Below are 20906 nucleotides of genomic sequence, written 5' to 3'. Positions count from 1 at the left end.
GGCCACGAGCCGGCGGTCGTCGAGATCGGCACACCACGACGATCAGTTTGATCCAGGAGAAACATGAAGAAGGCCGCACTGTGCGTGGCGCTTGCCGTCATGGCCACCGGCGCCATGGCGAAAGAATGGAAAACCGTGCGCATCGGGGTGGACGCCAGCTACCCGCCGTTCGAATCGAAGGCGGCCAGCGGCCAGGTCGTCGGCTTCGACGTCGATTTGACGAAAGCGCTGTGCGCAAAAATGAACGTCAAGTGCGTGTGGGTCGAGCAGGACCTGGACGGGATCATCCCGGCATTGAAGGGCAAGAAGTTCGACGCGATCGTGTCATCGCTGACCGTCACGGACAAGCGCCGCGAACAGATCGATTTCTCCGACACGCTGTTCGACGCGCCGGCCCGCATGATCGCCAAAGCCGGCTCGCCCCTGCTGCCTACGGCTGAATCACTGAAGGGCAAGCATGTCGGCGTCGAGCAGGGCTCGACTCAGGAAGCCTACGCCAAGGCGTACTGGGAGCCCAAAGGGGTGACCGTGGTGTCCTACCAGAATCAGGATCAGGTGTACGCCGACGTCGCATCGGGGCGTCTTGACGCCGCGTTGCAGGACGAATTGCAAGCCGACGCCGGGTTCCTGAAGACGCCTCACGGCAAAGGCTTCGCCTGGGCCGGCCCGGAAGTGAAGGACCCCAAGACGATCGGTGAAGGCACGGCCATCGGCCTGCGCAAGGATGACGTCGCGCTGAAAGCGCTGCTCAACCAGGCGTTGGCGCAAGTACACCAGGACGGTACGTTCAGGAAGCTGGAAAAGCAGTACTTCGACGTCGATATCTATCCTGGTCGTTGAGTGGGTCATCAACTCGGGGCTCGCCCGCATGGGCTTTCCCGAGGCTTCGTAATACAGTCGCTGATAGCCTCAACAAGCAGTTTCAGAAGCAGCTTCAACCCCGATTCACAACAAGAATCGAAAAGCGCGCTGCAAGACCGGCAACGGCCATGCAGTCATGATTTGCACAGCGGTGCGCTGTGCGCCGCAGGAAACGGCGGGCCCAGGCTCGCGGCAAACGCGGCGCAGAGCTGGCCGCGTCTTTCGCGCTGCGTCACAAACGCATCGTCAAGGACCCCATATGTTCCTTCAAGGCTACGGCCCGCTGCTTCTCAACGGCACCTGGCAAACCGTCAAACTGGCGGTGTTGTCGCTGGCGTTCGCTTTCGTGCTGGGCCTGCTCGGCGCGGCGGCGAAACTGTCGAAAAACCGCTTCTCCCATGGTGCCGGCACCGTCTACACGACACTCGTGCGCGGCGTGCCCGACCTGGTGCTCATGCTGCTGCTGTTCTACAGCATCCAGATCTGGCTGAATAACCTGACCGACCTGCTCGGCTGGGACCAGATCGACATCGACCCATTCGTGGCCGGCGTCGCGGTGCTGGGCTTCATCTACGGCGCGTACTTCACCGAGACCTTCCGCGGCGCGTTCCTCGCGGTGCCGCGCGGCCAGCTCGAAGCGGGCTCGGCCTACGGCATGACCGGCTGGCAGGTGTTCACGCGGATCATGTTCCCGCAGATGATGCGCTTCGCGCTGCCCGGCATCGGCAACAACTGGCAGGTGATGGTGAAAGCCACGGCGCTGGTGTCGATCATCGGTCTCGCGGATGTAGTCAAGGCCTCGCAGGATGCGGGCAAGGGCACGCTGCGGTTCTTCTTCTTCACCCTGTTCGCAGGGGCGATCTATCTCGTCATCACCACAGTGTCCAACTTCGTGCTGATGTACCTCGAAAAGCGTTACTCGACCGGCGTGCGAAAGGCGGATCTATGATCGAGATCATTCAGGAATACTGGCGCAACTATCTGTATACCGACGGCTACCGCCTCACCGGCGTCGTCATCACGCTGTGGTTGCTGGTGGTGTCGATCGGACTCGGCTTTTGCCTGTCGATTCCGCTCTCGGTCGCGCGCGTGTCGAAGAAGAAATGGCTCGCCGGTCTGGTATGGCTGTATACGTATATCTTCCGCGGCACGCCGCTCTACGTGCAACTGCTGCTCTGCTACACCGGCTTGTACAGCCTCGAAATCATCCGCAACCACGAGCTGACCAACGCGTTCTTCCGCGACGGCATGCATTGCACGCTGCTCGCGTTCACGCTGAACACCTGCGCATACACCACCGAGATTTTCGCGGGCGCGATCAAGGCCACGCCGTATGGCGAGATCGAAGCGGCGCGCGCGTATGGCATGTCGTCGTTCACGCTGTACCGGCGGGTGATTCTGCCGTCGGCGCTGCGCCGCGCGTTGCCGTACTACAGCAACGAAGTGATCCTGATGCTGCACGCCACCACCGTCGCGTTCACCGCGACCGTGCCGGACATTCTCAAGATCGCCCGTGACGTGAACTCGGCCACGTACCAGTCGTTCAATGCGTTCGGCCTCGCCGCCCTGCTCTATCTGTTGATTTCTTTTGCGCTCGTATGGCTGTTCCGCCGCGCCGAGCGCCGCTGGCTCGCTTACCTGCGGCCGCAAGGCAAGTAAACAAGATGGGCGCTACGCCCCCAAGCAAGTAAGCCCGCCAAGGACCCCGATGAACACCAAGAAGCAAAAGCTCTTCGTCGACGAGCTTCACAAACAGTACGGCGACAACGAAGTCCTCAAGGGCGTGTCGCTGAAGGCCAACGCCGGCGACGTGATCAGCGTGATCGGCTCATCCGGTTCGGGCAAGAGCACGATGCTTCGCTGCATCAACTTCCTCGAGCAGCCGAACTCCGGACGCATCTTCGTCGACGGAGAAGAAGTCCGCACGCAGCTCGCCAAGAACGGCGCTTTGCGCGTGTCCGATCCGAAGCAGTTGCAGCGCGTGCGCACCAGGCTGTCGATGGTGTTCCAGCACTTCAATCTGTGGGCGCATATGAACGTCCTCGAGAACATCATCGAGGCACCGGTCAACGTGCTGGGTTTAAAGCGCAAGGAAGCCGAAGAGCGCGCGCGCGAGTATCTGGAGAAAGTAGGCCTCGCGCCTCGTCTTGAGAAGCAGTACCCGTCACACTTGTCGGGCGGTCAGCAGCAACGCGTCGCGATCGCGCGCGCGCTGGCCATGCATCCGGACGTGATGCTGTTCGACGAACCGACTTCGGCGCTCGATCCCGAGCTGGTCGGCGAAGTGCTCAAGGTCATGCAGACGCTCGCCGAAGAAGGCCGCACGATGATCGTCGTCACGCACGAAATGGCGTTCGCGCGCAACGTGTCGAATCACGTGATGTTCCTGCATCAAGGCCGGGTCGAAGAAGAAGGCCATCCGGACGAAGTCTTCAAAAACACGAAGAGCGAACGGCTCAAGCAGTTCCTCTCCGGCAGCCTCAAATAAGACTGTCGTACAGCCTGGTATTTGGGCTGTAGTCAAAGTAATATTACAAGGCGCTTACGAGCGCCTTTTTTACTTCGCTCACCTGTGCATTCCGGCCGTTCTGACCTCGAAAATGGGCCCGAACCTGTCCCGAGCCACTCTCTTTCCGCCTTACTCTGCCGCATTTGAAGCGTCAATAGTGGCAATCCTTGACGTTGCTCGTCCCAATCCGTGATTCCCTTACGGCATAAGGGTTTCCCGCCTTTTTGGGGATATCGCGACCATTCCTTGCACACATTCGTATTGCAATTTGGAGACACCGGCCCAAGCCGGTACTAATTTCTTCTCCCACCCCAGGGTATTTTTGATAAATTAGTAACCAAAGTAGCAAAACAAAGTTCATTAAAAGTAGTTTCACTTCAAAGCAACAGAGGAGAACCGGTCGGCGAGGGATCGGCATGACGCGAGGAATAGCCCGCTGAGGCTATCCGTCACGGCAGGAGACCCAATCCACCCGCTAATCTCCCTGGTACCGATTTCTGTTCGGCGCGCTTGCGTCCGAACACCATTCGCAGTACTAGGTTTCACTTTTTGACAGGGTATGGAGGAGAAGATGAAGAAAGCTTTGCTCGCCGCGGCGCTGATGACAGCCGGTGTAGTTGCGCACGCCCAAAGCAGCGTGACGCTGTACGGCCGCCTTGACGCTGGCCTCGAATACATCAGTGGCCTTCCGAACGCTAATTACACCGGTTCCACCTCGCGCTTCCGTGCGGAAAGCGGTGACTGGGGCACGAGCCTGTGGGGCATGAAGGGTGTCGAAGACATCGGTGGCGGCAACAAGGTCCTGTTCCAGTTGGAAGGCTCGTTCAACACCATGAACGGTCAAGGCCCTGGCGGCGGCGGTCTCTTCAATCGCTGGGCAACGGTCGGTATGGCGAACGACGCGTACGGTACGTTGACGTTGGGCCGCATGCTCTTCATCTCGAACGGCGTGTGGGACTTCGACCCGTTCGGTCAGTCGAACTGGTCGTCGGCATCGCTGGTGCGTGGCCGCAACTGGCCGCAATCGAGCAACAACATTGCCTACCAATCGCCGAAGTTGTACGGCTTTGACATGTATGGTCAGTACGCCCTGTCGAATGCGACGAGCTGGAACGGTAACGGCTCGACGCCGCAAGGCCGTGAAGCCGGTCTGCAACTGACCTATACGTCGTCGCTGTTCCAGGTGCGCGGTCTGTACGACGAAATCCGCAACAACAAGAACGGCCAGTTCACCGACCCGTTCAACTTCTCGCGTGAATACACGGCCGCGGCCAACGTGTTCCTCGGCCAGTTCAAGGTCCAGGCCGCGTACCAGGCGATCCGTACGTCGGGCGCGGCTAGCGCAGCAGGCGCGTCGCCGACCTCGCTCGATCACGAATGGGGTGGTGTGACGTGGCAAGCCACGCCGGCTGCCGCACTGATCGCGGCGGTCTATCACGTGAATGCGAACAAGGGCGGAGGTAACGCAACGATCTACACGATCGGCGGCTCGTACAACCTGTCCAAGCGCACGCTGCTGGACCTCCAGGTGGCCACCGTGCGCAACAGCAAGACGGCTAACTTCGGTCTGGACGCGAACGGCGCAGGCAATGGCGGCAACATCACCGCTTCGGACGGCACGGTCTCGTACAACGAGAACCCGCTGCATGGCAAGAGCCAGACCGGCGTGTATGCAGGTATTCAGCACTCGTTCTAATCGAACAGTGTGCCCCGGGGGGACTTCCTTCGGGGCGTAGTAACAAGTTCTCCAAGAGAATCTTTTTCACGCTGCTGCGAGAGGCGCGTATCGGTGCGATGTCCGAAAGGGTATCGCACCGTTTTTTATTTGCGCGCACGGTTTTGCCACTCCCCGGCGCACCTGATCGGTGCGTGCGTGCCGCGGATGTCAATACCGGCGCTTTAACTCTGCGTTTCAACAGTGCGAGTCGAACCGCTCAAACTGCCGCTTCGTTCTCCTCACCCGTGCGAATCCGGATCACACGCTCCACGTCCGCGACGAAAATCTTGCCGTCGCCAATCTTGCCGGTGCGCGCCGCGCCGATGATCGCGTCGATCACCTGATCGCACTGGTTGTCCGCGACGACCACTTCGATCTTCACTTTCGGCAGAAAGTCGACCACATACTCTGCACCACGATAGAGCTCGGTGTGGCCTTTTTGCCGACCGAAGCCTTTGACTTCCGTCACGGTCAACCCCGTGAGGCCGACTTCAGCAAGCGCCTCGCGCACTTCGTCGAGTTTGAACGGTTTGATGACTGCAGTGATGCGCTTCATGGCGGACCTCGTCTCGTGATGGGAAGGTTGAAAGGAGAATGGATGATTTTTATTCTACGCCGCGCCGGATGCGTTGCGGCAATCCGGCGCGTGCTTCTGGTCTGCTATGGGGTAAGTCCGCAGCCGTTCGCCTGAGGCTCACTCCACCGGCTCGGTGTAGCGCGACGTAATCGGATAACGCCAGTCGCGGCCGAACGCGCGATGCGTGACGCGAATGCCGATCGGCGCCTGACGGCGCTTGTACTCGTTGATCTTGATGAGGCGCGTGACGCGTTTCACGTCGTCGACCGCGTAGCCCGCCGCGATGATTTCGGCAAGCGAGCGGTCCTCTTCCATGTACATGCGCATGATCGCGTCGAGCACTTCGTACGGCGGCAAGCTGTCCTGATCGGTCTGGTTGTCGCGCAGCTCGGCCGACGGCGCGCGTGTCAGAATCCGCTCGGGAATCACGTTCTGCTTGCCGAAAGTCGTGGCCTGATTGCGGTAATGGCACAGCTTGTAGACCAGCGTCTTGGCGATGTCCTTGATCACCGCGAAGCCGCCGGCCATGTCGCCGTAGAGCGTGCAGTAACCCACCGCCATCTCGCTCTTGTTGCCGGTGGTCAGCACGATCGAACCGAACTTGTTCGACAACGCCATCAGCAAGGTGCCGCGGATGCGGGCCTGAATGTTTTCTTCGGTGGCGTCTTCGGCACGGCCGGCGAATTCCTCGGCGAGCGAGCCGCGGAACGCGTCGAACATCGGCGCGATCGCGATTTCGTCGTAACGCACGCCGACGCGGCGCGCCATGTCGGCTGCGTCGGTGGTGGAAATGTCGGCGGTGTAGCGCGACGGCATCATCACCGCCCGCACGCGGTCAGCGCCCAGCGCGTCGCACGCGACGGCCAGCACCAGCGCCGAGTCCACACCGCCCGACAGGCCGATCAGCGCGCCGGGGAAGCCGTTCTTGTTGATGTAGTCGCGCACGCCCATCACGAGCGCGGCATACACCTGCGCTTCGAGCGAGAGTTCCGGCGCAATCACCGTGAGCACCGGCTTGCCGCCGTCGAACTCGACAATCGCGTTGCCTTCCTCGAACTGCGCCATCTTCGCGACCAGCTCGCCCTTTTCATCGAGTACGAATGAGCCGCCGTCGAACACCAGTTCGTCCTGCGCGCCGACCATGTTCACATAGACCATGGGCAAGCCGGTCTCGCGAATCCGCGCGCGCAGAATGTCGAAGCGCACCGCTTCCTTGTTCAGGTGATAGGGCGAGCCGTTCGGAATCAGCAGCACTTGCGCGCCCGCCGCCTTCGCCATTTGCGCGGCCGACGCATGCCACGCGTCCTCGCAAATCACCACGCCGTACTTCACGCCGTCCAGTTCGAACACGAACGGCTGCGGGTCGGAAGCGAAGTAGCGCTTCTCGTCGAACACCTCGGTATTGGGCAAATCCTGCTTGCGATAGGTGCCGGCCACTTCCCCGTCGACGATCAGCGAGGCCGCGTTGAAGGTATCGACCGGCGGCACGCCGCGCCCGATCGGCGCGTTTGCATTACCATGGCCGTTTGCCGCGCTGTGCGTCAAGTCACGCAGCGGGTGGCCGACGATCACATGCAAGCCGGCGAAGGGCTTCAGTTGCGTGGCCAGATCGGCGAGCGCCGCCGCACTCGCGGTGTAGAACGCGGGACGCAGCAACAGATCTTCGGGTGGATAGCCGGATAGCGCGAGTTCTGGCGCAATCAGCAGCTTCGCACCATCGTTGTGCGCGGCGCGCGCGGCAGCGACAATCTTCGCGACATTGCCGGCGAAGTCGCCGACGGTGACATTGATTTGGGCAAGAGCGATTCGGGTCTTCATGGCAGGATCGACAGGCAAGCCAGACGGCTTGCGAGTACCGTGGCTGGTTAGCTCGACGGCAACGGACAAATCGGATAAACGAACGACGCATCGCTAAACGCTTGGCGCCGCTCATTGGGAACAGTCACACAGATTGAACCAGGAACGCTTTGATTATCGCACGGGCATTCTGGCGTCGCCCTCCGAGGTGGACGCCGCGGAATGGAATGCCCTCCTTGCGCTGCAAGCGCAACCCACGCCGTTTCTGCGGCACGAGTTCTTGAGCGCACTGCACGCGACCCGTTGCGCGGTCGCCGATACCGGCTGGGCGCCGCAATTCGTCACGCTCACCGACCCGCGCACGGACAAGCTCGCGGCGGCCGCGCCCGTATATCTGAAGGGGCACTCGTACGGCGAGTATGTCTTCGATTGGGCGTGGGCCGACGCGTACAAACGCAACGGCCTGCCGTATTACCCGAAGCTGCTGTGCGCGGTGCCGTTCACACCGGTGCAGGGCAACCGGCTGTTATCGGCGGATACGCATGCGCTCAGGCATCTGGCCGCGACGCTGATGGCGTTCGCCGAGCAGGCCGACGTGTCGTCGCTGCACGTGCTGTTTCCGACCGAAACGGAAAGCACTGCGCTGACCGACATGGGCATGATGCAGCGCGAAGGCGTGCAGTTCCACTGGCTGAACGACGGCTATCGCGACTTCGACGATTTCCTCTCCACGCTCGAACAGAAGAAGCGCAAGAACATTCGTGCGGAGCGTCGCAAGGTTCAGGAAGCCGGCGTGACGATGCGGCGGATTCGCGGCGAAGACATCCAGGACGCCGACTGGCGATTCTTCAGCAAGTGTTATCGGCAAACCTACCGCGAGCACTTTTCGAGTCCGTATCTGAACCTCGATTTCTTCCGGATGATCGGTGCGTCGATGCCGGAAAATCTGCTGCTGGTGATCGCCGAATACGAAGGTAAGCCGATCGCCAGTTCGCTCGTGGTCTATCAGCGCGACGGGAAAACCGGCGGTACGCTCTATGGCCGTTACTGGGGCGCGTTGGAGCACGTGCCCTGCCTACACTTCGAAACCGCCTACTATCAGCCGCTCGAATTCTGCATCGAAGAAAAGCTCGGTGCGTTCGAAGGCGGCGCCCAGGGCGAGCACAAGATGGCGCGCGGTTTTCTGCCGACTGTGACGCGCTCGGCGCATTGGCTCGCGCATCCGGGCTTCGCCGATGCGGTCGGCCACTTCCTCGACAACGAAAAGAACAGCATCCACGCGTATGTGGACGAGCTGCGCGAACACAATCCGTTCAAAGGTTGAAGCGTACCCATGGCGTGGTTTCTGTATCTGCTCGAATGCTCGGACGGCAGCGTCTATACCGGCATTGCCACCGATGTGCAGGCTCGCTTCGACAAACATGTGAGCGGTGAAGGCGCGCGCTATACGCGCTCGCGCAAACCGGTGCAGGTGCTGGTGTCGTTTGAGTTGGCCGACCGATCAAGCGCTTCGCGCGCCGAGTATTGGGTCAAGCGTTTGTCGCCTGCCGAAAAGCGGGCGCTAGGAGCGGGACTGCGCACGCTCGAATCGGTGTTGCCCGTGCCCGAACCCGAGCCGGTTGCCACGGAGGAAGTGGAAAAAGAAACCGGCACGTCTTAACAGCAACTTCGCTTCGTCACGCGCGCTCTGGCTGCAAAGCGATAGTCAGCGGACCATGCCAAGGCGGATGCTTCTGCTCACCGCCTACCCCCTCGCCTCTCGCATCCGCTCAGTCAGCAGCCGATGCATCAGCGCGATTTCGCCCACCGCGTCCGCCTCCAGCGACGTCAACCGCTCCCGCGGGGGAAGGTCGTGCCGGATCGGCCGCAACGTCCTGTTCAAAGCCGCGTCGATGTCCGTGCTCGTGGCCGCAATCCACGCGTCGAGTTCATCGTGCATGCTGCGCCGGTTCGTACTCAAGCGCAGTTGGGTCGCGGTTCCCGCCATTTTTCGCAATACGCTCAGTACCGTCAGCGTCACCGTGTCGACCATCGAGTCCTCGAGCTTTTCGAGTCGAATGCGGCCGATAGCCTCCTCGGCGTTATTGCTGCCCAGGCCAGCAGCTCGGCGCAGGCGTTCCATGTCCTTCTCGCTTCGGTCCGGCGACTCCAGTGCCGCCCTCAGATACGCGAGATTGGCTCGCACCGCGTCGCTCAGATAGGCGCGATAGTCGACTTTTTCCCGCGTCGGCCACAGATAGAACGTTGCCAGCAGCGCCAATACACAGCCAAGCACATTGTTGCCGAGCCGTGTGAGCGCGAAGGCGAATTCGCTGGCGCCGGGCGTCGCGAAGTCGGCCACGAGCACGAAGGTCGGGGTCAGGAAAAGTACGAACAGGCTGTAGCTGACGGGACGCAGCGCCATGGTGGCCACCACCAGCGGAAACACCGCCAATGAAATGCCGAGAGGCGAATGGATCGCATAGCCTATGCCGGCCGCCAGCACGCCCCCGACGATGCTCCCTGCGGCGCGCTCGATACTCCGTGGCCAGGTCGCGGCAATGGACGGTTGCAGGATCAGCAGCGTCGCCATGGTTGCCCAGTAGCCGAAGGGAAGCCCGAGCGCCCGGATGACCAGAAAGCCCGCCGTGGTCGTGACGCCTACGCGAGCGGCGTGGCGCAAGCCGACCGACTGAACGGAAAAGTTTGCCTTGAGGGTCGACCACGCCCGCGTCAGCAGTCTGACGGCACTGTCCGACCACCCGAGCGGCTGGGCAGTCGTCGGTGCGAAATCGACCAGTTCGAAGTCGAACTTCAATGTCACAGGTTCCATCAGCGCGGATTCGAGTCGCCGCGCCAGGCGTCGCAAACGGAGTTGCAGGTCGGCGAGACGGTTCCATTGCGCTTCGTTGGTGGCCGCGCCGATTCTTCGCAGAACCTCGCCCAGCCCGGTCAGCAGCCGGGCCGCACGTCTGGCGCGACGTGCGTCTTCGGGGATTTTTTCGCAGGCGCCGGTGACCGCAATCAGGTAGGCAAAAAGCGCTTCACTCTCGGTCAGCAGGGCGAGCAGATTGTCGTAGGCTTCCCGGCCGGCCGTTCTCGAGCCAGGCACGTTCGCCAGTGCCTTGCGTGAGCGCTCCAGCGCAGCGCGTGCATCAGCGCGAAATTTCGCGGCATGCGTGGCCCACTCGCCAGGCGCTGCACGCTCTTCGAGCAGTCGCGCGCTGTCGAAGGCGATGTCCGCCAGACGCAGATACACCGCGCGCAGCGAAGCGCGGCTCGTGCCGAACGGATGAATGCGCCAGACGGTCAAGCTCAGCACGACGGCGAACAGGCATCCGGCCAGATAGATGCCGAGAAACGCCGCACCTTCGCGAAGGTGGTGCATCGGCCGGTCGACCATCACCACGCAGGCGGTCGCCGCGAGAATCGTCACCTGCGATGTCGCGGCGCCCCAGATCCTGCCGAACGCGCCGAGCGCCGTGAATACCAGAATGGCGAGCGCCGCGAACACCGCCCCCTCGCCTGACGCGAAGGCGGTCACGCCACCGCACACGGTGGACAGAAGCGCAAAGCCCATCATCGAGGCGAAGCGCGCGCGATTCGAGCCGGCCGCGTCGGCGAGACAGGTCCAGAAAGCGCCGATCGCGGCCCATGCAAAAACCGGGTCGTGCAGCAGATTGCCGAGCACCAGCATAGCGGTGGACGCGCAGGCGGCTCTCAGCCCTTCCGACAGATTGGCCTCGCTCGTCGAAAACGACACCATCCATACCGGCCGTCTGCGGTAGATCGCGGTGACGAGCGCGTACAGGCTCGCGTAAAGGCGGCTCGGCCAGCGCAGCGACGAAGGGTTGGACTTGCGATTCAGCATCCGGACGGTGGGCTTCCAAAAAAAAAAACGCACGTTGGCGCTACCTCAGCGCATTAATACGCCGACGGCGGAAAACCTGCCGTGGCCGCCGAATGATAAGGGTTAACACTCATATATAAAAATGCCTTCGGTTCATCCATTCGATGCGTTGTGTCTATGCGCTGCAACGCCCGGCCAGGAAGGCGCACTGACCGCAAGACACGCTGGGCGGGGAGCGGAATTCCTGAAAACGCCGCCGATGAAAAAACCGCGTGGCCCTTGCAGGCTCACGCGGTTTTTTCATCAAGCACCGATGTAACGCAGCTTACTTCTTGTAGTTCGCCACGCCTTCGGTGATTTCCTTGTGAGCGGCTTCGATGCCGGCCCAGCCGTCGACCTTTACCCACTTGCCCTTTTCCAGCGCCTTGTATTGCTCGAAGAAGTGCTTGATCTGGTCCTTCAGGTATGCCGGAACGTCGTCGATCGACTTGAGATCAGCGGTCATCGGGCAGACCTTGTCATGCGCGACGGCGACCAGCTTGGCGTCGACGCCCGATTCGTCAGTCATTTGCAGCATGCCGAGCGCGCGGGCGCGGACCACCGAGCCAGCCAGCAGCGGGAACGGCGTGATCACCAGCACGTCGACCGGGTCGCCGTCGCCCGACAGCGTTTGCGGAATGTAGCCGTAATTCGCCGGATAGCGCATGCCCGTGCCGATGAAACGGTCGACGTGGAGCAGGCCCGTTTCCTTGTCAGCTTCGTACTTCACCGGATCGCTTTGCGCCGGGATTTCGATGATGACGTTGAAATCTTGCGGAAGGTCTTTGCCTGCGGGGACGTGATTGAAGCTCATGAGCGCTCTCTGATCAGATGGAATTCGGAACACGGCGTGCGGCGCGTGAACTCGAGCGGCGTGAATCGCGAAACTCGCCAGCACGAGGCGCTACGGCCGGACAGTGCGGAATACGCCATTATAGCCAATCGGCCGATGGCACCTCTGGTTGGATCGGCGCGATAATCGTCTGGCGTCGCTCGATTGTGCCTCTCGTTTGTGAACATCGCGTATCTGAACCTCGGCCTGAACCTCGGCTTGAATCACGGCTGGGTGACACCTCACGGAGCATGCATGGAAGAAGCCCGGCATTTCATCGGCGGCGAATGGTCCGCTGCATCAGGCGGCGAAACGATCGCCGTACTCGATCCCTCGGACGGCCAGCCGTTCACCCGGCTGGCTCGCGGCACCGCGGCCGATATCGACGCCGCCGTCCATGCCGCCCGCCGCGCCTTCGAAGGCGCATGGGGCGAAGCGAGCGCCGCCGAACGCGGCCGCGTGCTGTACCGGCTGTCGATGCTGGTGGCCGTCCATCAGGAAGAACTCGCGCAACTCGAAGCCCGCGACACCGGCAAGCCGCTCAAACAGGCGCGCGCCGATTCGGCTGCGCTCACGCGCTATTTCGAGTTCTACGCCGGCGCGGCGGACAAGCTGCACGGTGAAACGCTCCCCTATCAGGCCGGCTACACGGTGCTGACGATCCGCGAGCCGCACGGCGTGACCGGCCACATCGTGCCGTGGAACTACCCGATGCAGATTTTCGGCCGTAGCGTCGGCGCGGCGCTCGCCACCGGCAATGCGTGTGTCGTCAAACCGGCGGAAGACGCGTGCCTCTCGGTATTGCGCGTCGCCGAACTGGCGGCCGAGGCGGGCTTGCCGGCGGGCGCGCTGAATATCGTCACCGGTTACGGGCATGAAGCGGGCGCGGCGCTTGCGCGTCATCCCGGCATCGATCACATCTCCTTCACCGGCTCGCCCGAAACCGGCAAGCTCGTCACGCAAATGGCCGCGGAGAACCACGTGCCGGTCACGCTGGAACTGGGCGGCAAATCGCCTCAAATCGTGTTCGCCGACGCGGATCTCGAGGCGGCGCTGCCCGTGCTGGTATCGGCGATCGTGCAGAACGCCGGGCAAACCTGCTCGGCGGGCAGCCGCGTGTTGATCGACCGGGCGATTTACGAACCGTTGCTCGACCGGCTGAGCAGCGCGTTCCACGCGCTGCGGGTCGGACCGTCGCATGCCGATCTCGATTGCGGTCCCCTGATCAATGCGAAGCAGCAACAGCGCGTGTGGGACTTCCTCTCCGACGCCCAACACGACGGCATCCCGATGGCGGCGCACGGCGAAGTCATCCCCGAAGCGCCCGAAAGCGGCTTCTATCAGGCGCCCACCTTGCTGCGCGACGTGCCCGCAAGCCACCGTCTCGCGCGCGACGAAGTGTTCGGCCCCGTCCTCGCCGCGATGTCGTTCGCCGACGAAGACGAAGCGCTCTCGCTCGCCAACGGCACGCAGTACGGTCTGGTCGCGGGTATCTGGACGCGCGACGGCGCCCGGCAGATGCGCCTTGCGCGGCGTCTGCGCTCCGGCCAGGTGTTCATCAACAACTATGGCGCGGGCGGCGGCGTCGAATTGCCGTTCGGCGGCGTGAAGCATTCAGGCCATGGACGCGAAAAAGGTTTCGAAGCGCTGTATGGCTTCACGGTGTTGAAAACCATCGCCATTCGTCACGGCTAGGCAGGCTGAGTGAGTGCGGTTGAATTCGCAGCGAAGTTAGTGAAAGCATCACCATCCACAACAAGCAACGGAGACATCATGCGGTTGACAGGTAAAACAGCCATCGTCACGGGTGGCGGCTCGGGTTTCGGCGAAGGCATCGCGAAGACCTACGCGCGCGAAGGCGCGAACGTGGTGGTCAACGATCTGAACGGCGCCGCGGCCGAACGTGTGGCGAGCGAAATCGCCATCGCCGGCGGCAAGGCGATCGCGGTGGCCGGCAACGTCACGCAACGCGAGGATTGGCAAAAACTGCGCGAGGCCGCGCTCGAAGACTTCGGCAGCGTGCAAATCGTCGTCAACAATGCCGGCACCACGCATCGCAACAAACCGGTGCTCGACGTGACGGAAGCCGAATTCGACCGCGTCTATGCGGTGAACGTCAAAAGCATCTACTGGAGCGTGCAGGAATTCGTGCCGTATTTCCGCCAGCAAGGCGGTGGCGTTTTCATCAATATTGCGTCGACGGCCGGCGTGCGGCCACGGCCAGGCCTCATCTGGTACAACGGCAGCAAGGGCGCGGTGATCATCGCCAGCAAGTCGCTCGCCGTCGAACTGGGCCCGGACCGCATTCGGGTGAACTGTGTGAACCCCGTGATGGGCGAGACGGCGCTGCTGACCGAATTCATGGGTGTCGAAGATACGCCTGAAAACCGCAAGCGCTTTCTCGCCGGCATTCCGCTCGGGCGGTTTTCGACGCCGCAGGATATCGCCAACGCGGCGCTCTATCTCGCCTCGGACGAGGCCGAGTTCGTCACCGGCGTGTGCCTCGAAGTGGACGGTGGGCGCTGCGTGTAAACGCCATGCTAACCAAACCATCCAGCACGGCTAGAATCGCGATCGACGGCGGTACTTCATTTCCACAAGAAAAGAGGAGACACCATGGCTAGTCCCGCAAATCCGCTTCACCATCCCGGCGCGGGAGCGCCACCTTCCAGCTTCGAAGAGGCGACCTACCGCAAGGTCAGTTGGCGGCTCGCGCCGTTCCTGATGCTCTGCTACGTGGTCGCATATCTCGATCGCGTCAACGTCGGCTTCGCCAAGCTGCAAATGACCACCGATCTGGGCCTAAGCGACGCGGTCTACGGCTTCGGTGCGGGTATTTTCTTCCTCGGCTATTTCATCTTCGAGATTCCGAGCAACGTCATCCTGCACAAGGTGGGCGCGCGGGTGTGGATCGCACGGATCATGGTCTCGTGGGGCGTGATCTCGATGCTGACCATGTTCGTCACCACGCCAACCATGTTTTACGTGATGCGCTTCCTGCTCGGGCTCGCCGAAGCAGGCTTCTTCCCCGGCATCATCCTGTATCTCACCTACTGGTATCCGTCGCACCGGCGTGGCCGCATGACCACCTGGTTCATGACGGCAATCGCGTTGTCAGGCGTGATCGGCGGCCCGGTCTCAGGCTATATCCTGAAGAGCTTCAACGGCATGAACGGCTGGCATGGCTGGCAGTGGCTGTTTCTGCTCGAAGGGATTCCTTCGGTGATCGTCGGGATCATGGTGTTTTTGATGCTGGATGACCGCATCTCGAAGGCCAGGTGGCTCACCAAGGAAGAGAAGGAACTGCTCGAACGTCAGGTGTCAGCCGAAGAAGCCACCAAGCACGACATGCCGATTCGCCAGGTGCTCACGAGCGGCCGCGTGCTGATGCTGAGCCTCACGTACTTCTCGTTCGTGATGGGCCTCTATGGCGTGAGCTTCTGGCTGCCGACCATCATCAAGGCGACCGGTGTGACAGACGCGTTCATGATCGGCATCCTGTCGGCGATTCCGTTCGCGGCGGCGGTGGTCGCGATGGTGTTCGTGTCGCGCAGCGCGGACCGCAAGCGCGAGCGGCGCTGGCATATCGCGTTGCCGGCCTTCGCCGGGGCGATCGGCCTCGTGCTCTCCGTGGTGTGGGCGCACAACACGGTGCTGGCGATGGCCTCGCTCACGCTCGCGACCATGGGCATCCTCACCACCTTGCCGCTGTTCTGGAGTTTGCCGACGGCGATTCTCGCCGGCACGGGCGCGGCGGCCGGCATCGCGATGATCAATTCGATCGGCAATCTCGCGGGCTTTCTCAGCCCGTACGCGGTCGGCTGGCTGAAGCAGGCAACTGCCGCGAACGACTCCGGCATGTATATGCTGGCGGCGTTCATGATCCTCGGCGGTCTGCTGGCGATCAGTGTGCCGGCGAAGATGGTCAATAAGTAAGCGCGGCTGACCGACGATCTCGCAGACGACGTAACGCAGCAACCACCGCCAAAAGTCCTGAGTTACGCGTAACGCGCTCCACGTTCCAAAGAAAAAGCCCCGGCATCTTCCAACGCCGGGGCTTTTTCATATGCGTCTATTGCGGTCTACAGCGGCGCGTCTCAACCGCTCGCCGCAGCACTCAACGCATCAAACGATATTCATCGCCAACGCACTCTCGCGATAATGCTCGCTCGCCTTGGCGGAATCGCCGATCTGTTCATGCAAACGCGCCAACGCGCGATGCGAACGAATTTTCAGCGTCTCGTTGTCGGCCAGTTTCAGTGCACGTTCGAGGAACGATTGCGCCTTGCCCCACAACTGCTGATGCAGGCATAAGCGGCCCAACGCGAACATCAGGTCCGCGTCTTCCGGGCGATCCTTCTGCCAGCCTTCGGCCTTCTGGATCAGCGGCAACGCGTCGCCCCCGGTCGTGTCCGGATAGCGGCGCAGCAGACGCGCGTCCCAGTTCTGCGCCAGCGCCTCTTCGACAATCTTGCGGGCTTCCTGCGGACGATTTAGCGACACCAGCAATTCGGCCGCGAGATCAGCAAGACGCGGCGAATGACGTTCAGTCGCCGACAGCGAATTCCACAATTCCAGCAGGGCATCAGCGTTATGACGCCGGTCGCGCAGCAGGTTTTCCGCCGCGAGCTGACGCAAACGCACCGCCACCGCCGGATGGATCGCCTCGCGTTTTTCCAGCGTCTTGACGAGCTTGAGCACTTCGCTCCAGTTCTTCAATTGCTGTTGCGCACGCAACGTGATCTGCTGCGCGTGAATCCGCCGTGCGCCCTGCGACTGCATTTCAGTCAGCGCGGCGAGTGCACCGTCCGCGTCGCGGCCATCGGCACGCATGTCGGCGGTCGCCATCAGGCGGGCGTCCTGCCAGTCGGCCCCGTCGATCTGAGCGAGCCACTCGTCGCGCCGCGCATATTCATGCATGCGATGCGCCGCGGTGGCCGCGATCAAACCGGCTGCGCCCTTGTTGTCGCCATTCGTGAGCGAATCTTTCGCGGCTTTTTCAGCGCGCGAGAAGCGCCCGGCGTACAGATTGCCGATCGCGTCACGCAAAGCGGCGTGCGCCTTCGCGACACGCGAGCGCGCACGGTAGGCCGCCACGCGCTGCGGCATGCGCCAGATATTGCGCACGATGCGCAGCAGCGCATACAGCAGGATGAACAGCACCACCAGCCCGACCACGAACAGATTCAGCGAGATGTCGACGCGGTACGGCGGATAGACCAGCAGCACCTGCCCCATGTCGAAGCGTCCGACCACCGCCAGCACCACCGCGATGGCGAACAGCAACGCGAGCCATAGAAGTCCCCGGATTGCCATGATTAACCTCGGCTCCGGTATTGATTGACGGCCTGCAGGCTGGTGTTCAGATTCGGCAGTTCAACTGCGGCCGAGCCCGCATCCACCTGCTTGACCAGATCGACCACGGTCTGCGTTTTCTTCGACGTGTTGTCGAAGTAGCGAGTGAGCGCGGCCTGCGACGCCTGCAGGTCGGACTTCAGCGTGGTCTGGTTGCGCGAGAGCAGCGCAAGCCGCGCCGACAGCAAGCGCAGTTTCAGATTCTCGCGTACGAAGTAGCCTTGATCGGGCGTGACGAGCATGGCGTCGGCGTTGTCGATGCGGCGCACCTGCACGAGGCTGGTGAGCTGCTGGCCAATGCCGGTCGTGACTTCACGCCACCACACTTTCCAGCGCGGCTCGCCGGTGGCCGCGGCCACCTTCGCCGTATCGGCCCAGGTGGCGGCCTTCGGTGTGGCGTGGGCAATCGGTGCTTCGCCGGAGAGCGGCAGGTTGTCGACCTGGTCGATCGCGTTGTCGAGCTTGATCGCCATACCCGTCAGATCGGTGGACGGCGCGGCCTTCAGCTTGTCGATGTCTTGCGCGATCGCCTTGCGCACCGTCACGGCCTGCGGGCTATCCGACGCGGCGAGACGCGTGTCCGCGCTTTGCAGCGCGAACAGCGCGAGCTGCGTATTGCCCGTGAGCTGCAATTGCTGGCTCGCGGCCGACAGCATCTGGCCGACTTCAGCCATCGTCCAGTCGTCGCGATTGCGGGCGAGATCGGAGTATTGCTGTTGCAGCGCCTGCTGCGCGGTCTGCGCATCCGCGAGCTTGCCTTCGAGTTGCGCGACCTGCGCTTCGGATTGATGCACCGTGGCCAGCGCCTGATCGGTCTTGACGCGCAATTCGTTGGTCTGCGCGTCGTTGGCCTGCTGGCGTTGCGCGATCTGCTGCTGGGTGCGCTCCACCTTGCGATTGAGCGCATAGCCGCCCACCCCCGCCGCACAAGCGATGATCACGACAACAAACCACAGCAGCGGTCCGCTCGCGCTGCGGCGCTTTTGCTGCGCTTCGTAGGGCGTGAAGGGTGGATTCGGCGGCAACGCAGTGGTTGCGGCCGGCTGGGGTGAAGCGTTCGTGGATGCGTTCGTTTCAGTCATGCGTGATTTAGCCGGTGAATGAGCCGGGTTGGACGGTACCGGTTGAACAACGGTCGGGACGGCGGCAAGCAAGGCGCGGGCAATACGCTCATCGCCCGCACCGGACACCGTAATGCTATCAAAACCCAATGCCCGCGCGGTCTGCGCGATACGGGGATGCGGCGTGACCAGATTGGCGTGCTTCAGTTGCGTGATTTCGTCGGCGGTCAGATGCTCCAGCGCAAGTTCATGCAGGTTGCGCACCCCTTCCGAGCTGGTGAGCAGCCAGGCGTGCGGTGCGCCGGCCAGAAGCGCGTGCACGCGCGCCCAGCCGCCGATCGACGGTTCCGGCACGAGGCGGCGATAGGCCGCGACCGTTTCGACTTCGGCACCCGCCTCGCGCAAGCGGTCAGCAAGCCATTCGCGGCCGCCGTCGCCACGCACGATCAGGACGCGCTTGCCTTCGAGGCTCGTCGCGCCAAGCGCGGTATCGATCGCCGCGAACAGGCCTTCGGAATCGAAGCGCGCCGTATCGTCGTCGGGTACGGACGGTGGGCTGATGATGTTGTACGCCGGCGCCGCGACGCCGTGGCGCGCCAGCGCCTGCACGCTGCCCGGCCCGACTACGCCGATCGGCAGCGCGTGCGGCCAGATCGCATCGCTCCTGGCAAACGCGTGATCGACCGCGTTGGGCGAGACGAACACCACCAGTGCATAGCGTTCCAGAGAGGCCAGCGCCGCGCGCAACGGCGCCTCGTCAGCGACAGGCGCGATGTCGATCAGCGGAAAGTCGAGCACGGCAATGCCCGCTGCCTCGAGTTGCGCGATCAACGCGTTCGACTGACCGGCCGGTCGCGTAATCACGACAGTGAACGCCGCCTTGCCGACGGATGAGGATGCGTTGCCCGGGATATCGGCCGCCATCACTCGCCGGTCGCCGCGCTGTCCGTCGACCCGGCGGCGGGGCCGCTGGCCGTGCTCAACGCGCGGACGATTTCCATCGCACCTTGCTGTTCGAGCGCGTCCGCCACTTCCTTGCCGAGCGCCACAGCACGTTCGACGGTGGGCGCCGGCGCCGATGCCTGCGCGCTCAACACACGCTGACCGTCGGGCGTAGCGACGATACCGCGCAGATGCAGCGCGCCGTCGTGCCAGTGTGCATAGGCCGCGAGCGGCACTTCGCAACTGCCGCCGAGGGCACGGGAGACCATCCGCTCCGCTTCGACGGCCGCTGCCGTATGTTCGTGATGCAACGGTGCGAGCCATGCCGCGAGGTCCGCGCGATCGGCGCGAATCTCGATGCCGAGCGCGCCCTGACCGGCTGCTGGCAAGCTGTCTTCGGGATCGAGCAGTGCGCGGATGCGCTCGCCGAGACCCAAACGCTTCAAACCGGCCGCCGCCAGAATGATCGCCGCATAGTCGCCGCGATCGAGTTTCGACAGACGGGTGTCCAGATTGCCGCGCAACGGCCGCACCACGAGGTGCGGATAACGCATGCGTAGCATGCCCTCGCGGCGCAGGCTGGAGGTGCCGACCACGGCGCCGGCCGGCAGCGCGGCCAGCGAGTCGTACTCGTTGGACACCAGCGCGTCGCGCGGATCTTCGCGTTCCATGATGGTGGAGAGCGCAAAGCCCGCCGGCAATGTCATGGGCACGTCTTTGAGCGAGTGCACGGCCAGATCGGCGCGGCCGTCGGCTAGCGCCGCTTCCAGTTCCTTGACGAAGAGGCCCTTACCACCAACCTTCGACAAAGTGCGATCGAGAATTTGATCGCCACGTGTCGTCATTCCAAGGATTTTTACGTCACAAGATGGATATAATTTGTGCAGCGCACATCGCACATGCTCCGCCTGCCACATGGCAAGGCGGCTTTCTCGCGACGCAATCACAAGCGTGTGGGGTGGCGCAGAAAACGTCTCGGTGTTCATTAGCTTGCTGATCGAATGACGGGATGTAATAACAATCAATGTTAGCACGCGCCCTTGTGTCTCAAGGCACAGCGGAGCGCCGTGCCGGCGCGGTATCGATGGAGGAGACGGGCCTCGCACAGCGCGCGCCTGCCTCATCCCAGCCTGTTCAAGCACGGTCGTTCGCGCACCGGGGCGCGGCATGCGGGATGATGCAATGCGGCGCACCGTGGCTGTCGTGCATGCAATGCACGTCACACACCTCGTGCGCTTCATGCAAATGCGCACGCGGCCACCCTCTCCGGCGTATTGCCATCGGCGCATACCGGTTTGTCCAGGTTTCGCGCAGTTCCCGTTGCAACTCTTAGTGCAGTTCCGCAGTAGCAGTTCATCACTCAACAGACCCTGGCTTCCCTGAGGAA

General features: G+C 62.6%; 17 protein-coding genes. 10 read left to right on the top strand and 7 right to left on the bottom strand.

Annotated elements, in window-relative coordinates:
• Positions 1-63: 63 nt before the first annotated feature.
• From M0D67_RS33845 to M0D67_RS33825, 5 genes are all read left to right on the top strand, one after another.
• Positions 64-840, top strand: a complete 777-nt coding sequence (locus M0D67_RS33845) for an ABC transporter substrate-binding protein (protein ID WP_266241271.1) — start codon at positions 64-66, stop codon at positions 838-840.
• 280 nt (positions 841-1120) lie between these two features.
• On the top strand, positions 1121-1810 hold the full coding sequence (locus M0D67_RS33840) for an ABC transporter permease (protein ID WP_154558951.1): 690 nt from the start codon (positions 1121-1123) through the stop codon (positions 1808-1810).
• A complete protein-coding gene (locus M0D67_RS33835; protein ID WP_097391735.1) occupies positions 1807-2520 on the top strand; it encodes an ABC transporter permease in 714 nt (237 codons plus the stop codon). Before M0D67_RS33840 ends, M0D67_RS33835 begins: the two co-directional genes overlap by 4 nt.
• Before the next feature lie 49 nt (positions 2521-2569).
• Positions 2570-3349, top strand: coding sequence for an ABC transporter ATP-binding protein (locus M0D67_RS33830; RefSeq protein ID WP_154558950.1), 780 nt, complete (start codon positions 2570-2572; stop codon positions 3347-3349).
• A 592-nt stretch (positions 3350-3941) separates the two neighbouring features.
• Positions 3942-5066 carry a porin gene (locus M0D67_RS33825; protein WP_154558949.1) on the top strand — a complete coding sequence of 375 codons (1125 nt, stop codon included), beginning with the start codon at positions 3942-3944 and terminating at the stop codon, positions 5064-5066.
• Between the two features lie 238 nt (positions 5067-5304).
• On the opposite strand, the gene glnK is transcribed toward M0D67_RS33825, so the two are convergent.
• Positions 5305-5643 carry a P-II family nitrogen regulator gene (glnK, locus tag M0D67_RS33820; protein ID WP_006048444.1) on the bottom strand — a complete coding sequence of 113 codons (339 nt, stop codon included), beginning with the start codon at positions 5641-5643 and terminating at the stop codon, positions 5305-5307.
• Positions 5644-5781: 138 nt separating this feature from the next.
• Positions 5782-7482: an NAD+ synthase gene (locus tag M0D67_RS33815; RefSeq protein WP_266241268.1), complete on the bottom strand. Its 1701-nt coding sequence runs from the start codon at positions 7480-7482 to the stop codon at positions 5782-5784.
• 133 nt (positions 7483-7615) lie between these two features.
• Here M0D67_RS33815 and M0D67_RS33810 point away from each other — a divergent pair, with 133 nt between their 5' ends.
• Together M0D67_RS33810 and M0D67_RS33805 are read left to right on the top strand one after the other, a co-directional pair.
• Entirely contained in the window at positions 7616-8785 is a 1170-nt protein-coding gene (locus M0D67_RS33810) for a GNAT family N-acetyltransferase (RefSeq protein ID WP_266241266.1), read from the top strand.
• A 9-nt stretch (positions 8786-8794) separates the two neighbouring features.
• Positions 8795-9121, top strand: a complete 327-nt coding sequence (locus tag M0D67_RS33805; protein ID WP_266241264.1) for a GIY-YIG nuclease family protein — start codon at positions 8795-8797, stop codon at positions 9119-9121.
• An 84-nt stretch (positions 9122-9205) separates the two neighbouring features.
• Here M0D67_RS33805 and M0D67_RS33800 read toward each other — a convergent pair whose 3' ends face one another.
• Both M0D67_RS33800 and ppa read right to left on the bottom strand, forming a co-directional pair.
• On the bottom strand, positions 9206-11311 hold the full coding sequence (locus M0D67_RS33800; RefSeq protein WP_154558945.1) for an FUSC family protein: 2106 nt from the start codon (positions 11309-11311) through the stop codon (positions 9206-9208).
• A 304-nt stretch (positions 11312-11615) separates the two neighbouring features.
• Positions 11616-12143: an inorganic diphosphatase gene (gene ppa, locus M0D67_RS33795; RefSeq protein ID WP_154558944.1), complete on the bottom strand. Its 528-nt coding sequence runs from the start codon at positions 12141-12143 to the stop codon at positions 11616-11618.
• A gap of 273 nt (positions 12144-12416) precedes the next feature.
• On the opposite strand from ppa, the gene M0D67_RS33790 reads away from it, so the two are divergent.
• The 3 genes from M0D67_RS33790 to M0D67_RS33780 all read left to right on the top strand — a co-directional run bounded on the left by M0D67_RS33790 (position 12417) and on the right by M0D67_RS33780 (position 16097).
• A complete protein-coding gene (locus M0D67_RS33790; RefSeq protein WP_266241261.1) occupies positions 12417-13856 on the top strand; it encodes an aldehyde dehydrogenase family protein in 1440 nt (479 codons plus the stop codon).
• Positions 13857-13934: 78 nt separating this feature from the next.
• Entirely contained in the window at positions 13935-14693 is a 759-nt protein-coding gene (locus M0D67_RS33785) for an SDR family oxidoreductase (RefSeq protein WP_154558942.1), read from the top strand.
• An 84-nt stretch (positions 14694-14777) separates the two neighbouring features.
• A complete protein-coding gene (locus M0D67_RS33780; RefSeq protein WP_266241259.1) occupies positions 14778-16097 on the top strand; it encodes an MFS transporter in 1320 nt (439 codons plus the stop codon).
• A 189-nt stretch (positions 16098-16286) separates the two neighbouring features.
• Here M0D67_RS33780 and M0D67_RS33775 read toward each other — a convergent pair whose 3' ends face one another.
• Genes M0D67_RS33775 through hemC form a run of 3 tightly spaced genes read right to left on the bottom strand, consistent with a single transcriptional unit; the run spans position 16287 to position 20505 of the window.
• The gene (locus tag M0D67_RS33775) at positions 16287-17477 is read right to left on the bottom strand and encodes a heme biosynthesis protein HemY (protein WP_154558940.1); all 1191 of its coding nucleotides are present in this window, start codon (positions 17475-17477) and stop codon (positions 16287-16289) included.
• A gap of 2 nt (positions 17478-17479) precedes the next feature.
• Positions 17480-19501: a fused uroporphyrinogen-III synthase HemD/membrane protein HemX gene (gene hemDX / locus M0D67_RS33770; RefSeq protein ID WP_266241256.1), complete on the bottom strand. Its 2022-nt coding sequence runs from the start codon at positions 19499-19501 to the stop codon at positions 17480-17482.
• The gene (gene hemC / locus M0D67_RS33765; protein ID WP_266241254.1) at positions 19501-20505 is read right to left on the bottom strand and encodes a hydroxymethylbilane synthase; all 1005 of its coding nucleotides are present in this window, start codon (positions 20503-20505) and stop codon (positions 19501-19503) included. Before hemC ends, hemDX begins: the two co-directional genes overlap by 1 nt.
• Between the last annotated feature and the right edge of the window lie 401 nt (positions 20506-20906).

It is taken from the genome of Paraburkholderia sp. SECH4 (assembly GCF_030511745.1).
Lineage (GTDB): Bacteria > Pseudomonadota > Gammaproteobacteria > Burkholderiales > Burkholderiaceae > Paraburkholderia > Paraburkholderia madseniana.
Note: the sequence above shows the minus strand (reverse complement) of the source record. Positions and strands in the feature narration are given on the sequence as shown.